The 6,198-nt window shown below is 51.1% G+C and carries 7 protein-coding genes and 2 pseudogenes; all 9 read right to left on the minus strand.

Annotation, left to right across the window (positions count from 1 at the left end; translation table 11 throughout):
- Nucleotides 1-174 precede the first annotated feature (174 nt).
- Nucleotides 175-390: a hypothetical protein gene (locus BG74_RS01960; protein ID WP_066596219.1), complete on the minus strand. Its 216-nt coding sequence runs from the start codon at nt 388-390 to the stop codon at nt 175-177.
- Between the two features lie 755 nt (nt 391-1,145).
- Nucleotides 1,146-1,395 (minus strand): annotated as a pseudogene (locus tag BG74_RS01970) (HPr family phosphocarrier protein).
- A complete protein-coding gene (gene rapZ, locus BG74_RS01975) occupies nt 1,392-2,246 on the minus strand; it encodes an RNase adapter RapZ (RefSeq protein WP_066596222.1) in 855 nt (284 codons plus the stop codon). Before rapZ ends, BG74_RS01970 begins: the two are co-directional and overlap by 4 nt.
- An 87-nt stretch (nt 2,247-2,333) precedes the next feature.
- Nucleotides 2,334-2,813, minus strand: a complete 480-nt coding sequence (ptsN, locus tag BG74_RS01980; protein ID WP_066596224.1) for a PTS IIA-like nitrogen regulatory protein PtsN — start codon at nt 2,811-2,813, stop codon at nt 2,334-2,336.
- A 108-nt stretch (nt 2,814-2,921) separates the two neighbouring features.
- A complete protein-coding gene (gene hpf / locus BG74_RS01985) occupies nt 2,922-3,179 on the minus strand; it encodes a ribosome hibernation-promoting factor, HPF/YfiA family (protein WP_244267166.1) in 258 nt (85 codons plus the stop codon).
- 65 nt (nt 3,180-3,244) lie between these two features.
- Nucleotides 3,245-4,382, minus strand: a pseudogene (locus BG74_RS01990) (RNA polymerase factor sigma-54).
- A 90-nt stretch (nt 4,383-4,472) separates the two neighbouring features.
- On the minus strand, nt 4,473-5,198 hold the full coding sequence (gene lptB, locus BG74_RS01995) for an LPS export ABC transporter ATP-binding protein (protein WP_066596227.1): 726 nt from the start codon (nt 5,196-5,198) through the stop codon (nt 4,473-4,475).
- A 15-nt stretch (nt 5,199-5,213) separates the two neighbouring features.
- Nucleotides 5,214-5,753, minus strand: coding sequence for a lipopolysaccharide ABC transporter substrate-binding protein LptA (gene lptA, locus BG74_RS02000; protein WP_066596229.1), 540 nt, complete (start codon nt 5,751-5,753; stop codon nt 5,214-5,216).
- On the minus strand, nt 5,719-6,198 hold a 480-nt coding region (gene lptC / locus BG74_RS02005; RefSeq protein WP_187202508.1), incomplete at its 5' end, for an LPS export ABC transporter periplasmic protein LptC. The genes lptC and lptA, both read right to left, overlap by 35 nt.

Genomic DNA, 6,198 nt, shown 5'->3' on the forward strand with positions numbered 1-6,198 from the left:
TCGTGCAGGATGGTGAGATTATGCTAACACAGTGTGAAAATCTCCGTCATGCGGTAGCTAATGTAAATAATGGTGATACCGCGTGCTTAAACTGGCGAACGATGGTGAACAAAGCCTGCGCCCCCGGCGTAATTCGTCATGCTGTGCCTGTATTTGGCGTCATTAATCGATCGATCACAGCTGAGGATGGCCGGCAAGCATCAGGGTGGGTAACAAGGCCGAGACAGCCCTGAATCTCTCCTGATTGCGGTTGGTGCTGGCGTACACCTGACCACTTTTTATCATATCTAACACCTTGGCGTTGACGTCGACCGTGATAACCTTCACCTTGCCGCCGTTCTCGGCAACTACCTGTGCCGCGCCGATAGCTGAGCTGGCCTCAGACAGCACCGCCAGATTTGGAGTGCGCTTGTAGCATGGATAGCAGTGCCGCCGGTTTTGATTTTGATATGCTGTGAAAGTAACTGGCGCTCAGGCTGCGCAATTCGGCTAAGGTAGGGAAAGGCTGCGATATGCGATAAAGTAATACCAACATCGATAACAAAAACAGTATCTTCATATATTAATATTAATAATTCCATTTTCAATTGGCCGCACGAAAACAGCCTCTATCCAAGGTATATAGCTTATTTGTTTTACGTTCTTGGTATGAATGTCGATTAAATGACGGCCTTGACTGCATGTGGTCAAGAGATAAAAACTAGATAACTTAAGGCAGGAGGAGAGTTATTTTCAAATTGAATTGATTATCGAAGATAATGATTAAATATCAATGTTAAAACAGAGATTAAAACTTAAACGTAAAATAAATATAAGACTTGGACTCGACGTTAAGCTCGAATCAAAACCCCATCCATAATGGAATGCTCTTCGGTGATGGGTCAATTGTGGTTCGAAAGAACGCATTTACCCGCACACGGGTGTTGATAGCCCGACCAGTTACGAATCGGAACCATCCCGGCGGCGTCGGCCGCCGGCTGGGATTCAGGCTGGTAAACGTTTGTCGACGATGAATGCCGATGTGTGATGAGAACTCACATACGGCGAGACGAGAGAGTCGCTCTAATGACAGGCTTGAACCGAGTAGGGCGCAGGCGGCGCGGACGGGGAAGGGACTAATCCTCGTCAAATCCGGCATTGAACAGCTAGATTACTGCCGTCAACGTCTTCACCTCGTCAGGCCCAGTGCCCTCGACTTAGATCATCCGCCCTTTGGCGGAATTGATCGTCAGCAAACCGATAACGCTGCTGGCTTCCGCTTCAGTGCCACTGTCGGTCGTTGCGTGACAGCGCTTCGTCATCAAAACCCTGTACCAATTCAAACAGCTTCATTGCCGGCCTGGCGTGCATATCCCTAGCGGTTTTTTTATCTCTTACCGTTTGTTTAACCGTCATGATTTGCGCTTTTCCAGAGTGCGGTGGCGGGACTGGATATTCTTGCCCCTGGAATGAAAATAGTCCGCTAGCTGTTCAGCGATATAAACCGATCGGTGCTTGCCACCGGTACAGCCTATCGCCACCGTGAGATAACTACGGTTGTTGGTTTCGAGCATCGGCAGCCACAGCTCCAGATAGCTGCAGGTCTGATAGATAAAATTATGCACTTCGGTATAGCGGTCTAAAAACGCCGCAACAGGGCGATCCAAGCCGGTCATCAGCCTGAGCTTGGGATCCCAGTGGGGATTGGGCAGAAAACGCACGTCGAAAACGTAGTCAGCGTCGATGGGGATGCCGTACTTGTAGCCGAAGGATTCAAACACCATGGTCAGTTCCCGTTCGCGCTTGCCTAACAGGCGAGTTCGCAGCATTTCGGCCAGCTCATGCACCGACATCTCGGAGGTATCGATCACCAGATCAGCGCGCGAGCGCAGTGGCTCAAGCAGTGAGTCCTCTTCATAGATGGCGCTTTCCAGCGACAGGTCACGGGCTGAGAGCGGGTGCAGTCGTCGGGTGTCGCTATAGCGGCGGATGAGCGTGTTGCGATCGGCGTCCAAAAATAGCAATTGTGGGGAAAAGGCCTGCGGCAGGTTGTCCATAGTCAGTTCAAAAATTTCCGGTGATTCGGGCATATTGCGCACATCGATACTCACCGCGGCGGAGATATTGCTCGCCGCAAGCGTACTGGCAAGCTGTGGTAGTAGCACCACCGGCAGGTTATCGACGCAATAAAAGCCCATATCCTCCAGCGCGCGCAGTGCAACGGATTTACCTGAGCCGGAACGACCGCTGACTATCATCAGTACCATGACGCTACACCCCTCTGCTATGTCATCCTCTGGTGATGCGGCCATGCCTCGCCCATTCTATCCCTCCTTCAGGACGGCGCCGCGACATCATTTGCTGTTTTCTGTCTCGGTCATAATCTGATACAACTCCTCGTCGCTTTGCGCGGCACGTAAGCGGCGACAAACGGTTTTGTCCGCCAGCCGCTTGGCGACCAGAGACAGGGCGTGCAAATGGACCTTACACTGCTCCGCCGGCAGCAGCAGCGCGAACAGCAGATCCACGGGCTGATTATCGATAGCGTCAAAAGCGATAGGTTGTTCAAGCCGGATAAAGACCCCGACCGCGCGAAGCGTGTTTTCTTCCAACTTACCGTGCGGAATGGCGATGCCATTACCGATACCGGTGCTACCCATACGTTCACGCACCAATACGGCGTCAAACACCACTTGCGGTGCCAGGTTGAGCTGCTTCGCCGCCAGTTCGCTGATAATTTCCAGCGCTCTTTTCTTACTCTGGCAGTGGACGTCGCCGCGGGTACATTCAATGTTTAACACTGAATCAATTTGCATTGCTGTATCGTTAGTCATTTCGGGTCACTTAGGAATTGGTTAACCTTTAAGACACATTAGCTCGTTTACCGTAGGGACAACGAGCTAATGTGAGGTTTAGGTAGCATTGTCAGCCACACGGTCAAATTAATATTGTTTCATCTTCTTTTTATGCGTTTTCAACTGCTGCGTGAGCTTATCGATCAATAGATCAATGGCCAAATACACATCATCTGCTTCCGCAGTCGCGTGCAGCTCACTGCCGTAGAGATGCACTGTCGCCTCGACAATCTTCTGAACTTTCTCTACCTTCTGGACAATATAAACGCTGATTGATGCGATCTCGAAGAACTGTTCCAGCTTTGAGAGTTTGGCAGTAACAAATTCTCGTAAGGTGTGGGTGATGTCAACATGCTATCCGGTAATACTCAGCTGCATAGTGTCTTCCTTCTCTGTAGAGGTCAAACCAATTATTTTCGCTGGTTCGACGGCGGGATGTATGAAGACTATCAATACGTTGCTACGGCACGCTGTGCCACCATGATGCCCTGCTCGGAAAGCAGGTCGGTGAGTTTACTGTCGCTAAGCGGCTTCGCCAGGTTTTCCGCGGCGATGAGTTTTTACGAGTGCATGAATAGCTGTTGAGGATGCTTCTCTTCCCTCCTCTATATTGATATTGACGTAGCTTGAGAAAAAATATTTCAATTCAAAGATGCCGAGTGGGCTTTGCAGATATTTCTGGGTGGTGATGCGTGAGATCGTGGACTCGTGCATGTATACTGCCCGGGCAATGCCCGCCAGCACTATTGGTAGCCGCATAAACTTCCCCTTGCTCAAAAAACGCCCGCTGCCGATCGACAATATGGCTCGTCACCTTCAGCAGTGTTTCATTGCGGCTCTCCAGGCTTTAATCGGCCAGCGTGCCTTCTGAAAATGGCTGAGGATGAACTGACCGTCCGAATCGTTGCGGGTGCTGTTACCCAAGGTAGAGAACTGCTGGATACTGTCAGTATTGAGTTTCACCACCCAGGGGTTTCGCAGTTTTCGCACCAGCACGTCAGGAATGACATAATGAAACTCGCCGGTATTGATGGACTGCCCCAGACGCGGATCCAGCGACTAAATCAGCGCCATAACAGGTTTCAGCACCACTTTTTAGCTTAGTCGAACACAGCAGAGTGTTTCAGTTTAGTCGAACACAGCAGAGTGCGGAAATCATGGCTGCCCAGCAGATTAAGATAATCGTTGAGGATGAGTTTCGCCTCATTGATATGGGGAAAAGCAGAGTCTGGGTGTTTTCTCTCCCTGACAGACGGGCAATTTTTAGTCGTGGCAACAGATACCGTCACCGGTACCTGACAGCATGCCGGCGGAATAAATTTCGTCCCAGATAGCGTCCAGCGGCAGATCTCCAGGCATGTCCTTTTATTCCATCGCCTCTCGGGTGTCCAGCGATTCACTGTCGGGTACATCGTGCGTCTCCACCTCGTCATACAAAGAGGCCTGCTCACGCAAGAGGTTGCTTTCTAGTGCTGTCTGAATTTCCTGCTGGAGTTCGGACGTGGACAATTGTAACATACGGATGACCTGTTGTAACTGCGGGGTCATGACTAACTGCTGACTCAGCCTGAGTTGTTAAATCTTGCTTCATACAATGCGTCAGCCATCATCAAGAATCACGGCGGTAACGCCACCTTATCAGAGGTGGAACTCTTCACCCAGATAAACCCGCTTGACCTGTTCGTCTAGCAGGATGTCGGCGGGGGAGCCGTGGGCGATAAGCTTACCTTGGCTGACGATATAGGCCCGTTCGCACACGTCGAGTGTCTCACGCACGTTGTGATCGGTAATCAGTACTCCGAGGCCGCTGTCGCGCAAATGTTCAATGATTTTTTTGATGTCGATGACTGAAATCGGATCGACGCCGGCAAAAGGTTCGTCAAGCAGGATGAATTTAGGATTAGCAGCCAGCGCGCGCGCGATCTCCACCCGGCGTCGTTCGCCGCCGGAAAGAGACTGACCTAGGTTGTCGCGCAGATGACTGATATGAAACTCCTCCATCAGCTCTTTCGCGCGATCGGTGCGCTGTTCATCGGTAATATCCTGGCGGATCTGCAGCACCGCTATTAGATTGTCGAACACGCTTAGACGGCGGAATATCGAGGCTTCCTGCGGCAGATAGCCGATACCGCGGCGAGCTCGGGTATGCAGCGGCAGAAGGCTAATATCGTCTTTATCGATCACAATGCGGCCAGCGTCTCGGAGAATGATGCCCACTACCATATAAAACGTAGTGGTTTTGCCCGCACCGTTTGGCCCCAGCAATCCCACAATCTCGCCAGAGCTTACCTTAAGGCTGACGTCTTCCACTATGCAGCGCCCTTTATAAGCTTTAGCCAAATTTTCTGCGATTAATGTTGCCATGGATCCTGTACCTGTTTATTTCGCTGGCGCATTAGCGACGCTTTTATCCTGCAACTGTGCTGGTACCAGTACGGTGGTGACCTGTTTTCCTTTGTCGCTGAACGCCTCCATCTGCTGTTTCTTGACCAGATAGGTAATACGATCGCCCTTGACGTTGCTGTCCAACTTTTCCAGATAGGCATTACCGGTCAGAATCACCAGATCATTAGCGGTTTCATAGCGCACTTTCTGCGAGTGGCCGCGTACCGGCTTGCTGTCGTCCTGCGACTGATAGAAGGTCACCGGGTTACCGAAGCCTTCCACGACTTCATTACCGTCCTTGCGGTCGGGGCGAGTGATGATCACCTTATCGGCGCGAATATCGATGGAGCCACGTTTGACCACCACATCACCTGTCAGGGTAACGGTGTTAGTCGCCATGTCTACCGCCTGCTGCGCGGAGTCGATATGAATCGGCTGTTGGTTATCGTTGGTGAGCGCCAGCGCGCTGGCCAGCATTAAGCCGCCAGCTAGAAGCAGGCTAAGGTGTACTTTGTGAATTCTGGATTTTTTCATAAGAGGTCTTAACCTTTTCAATCAACTCGGCGGTCTTGTTGCGCAGATTGCCGCGCATCTTCATGCCGGTGGAATTAAAGCCGGTACCATACAAGGTTACCTCATCATTCGATGAGACATCCTGCGTGACCAGGTTAACCACCGCGTTATCTGTTTTAATGCGTTTAAGTTGCGAGGCATCTGTCAGGCTATCTACCCTAACATGGCCATACAGGTAAAGCATCCTGTCTTGGGCTAGCTTGGCCTTATCGGCCTTAACCGTCCAGGTCGGTACTTTGTCCTCATTGAATATGGTGGCGACCGGCCGAGTAAACCAGGTAATCTGTTGCTCGGCGAAGTGATTCACGTGATCGGCCACCAGCTTATAGTTAATCTCCCCTGCCTGGTTATACACCACCGTGGTAGTGTATTCACTCTGATAGGTCGGCTCGCCGGTATTGACTGG

The sequence above is a fragment of the Sodalis-like endosymbiont of Proechinophthirus fluctus genome (assembly GCF_001602625.1).
Taxonomy (GTDB): domain Bacteria; phylum Pseudomonadota; class Gammaproteobacteria; order Enterobacterales; family Enterobacteriaceae.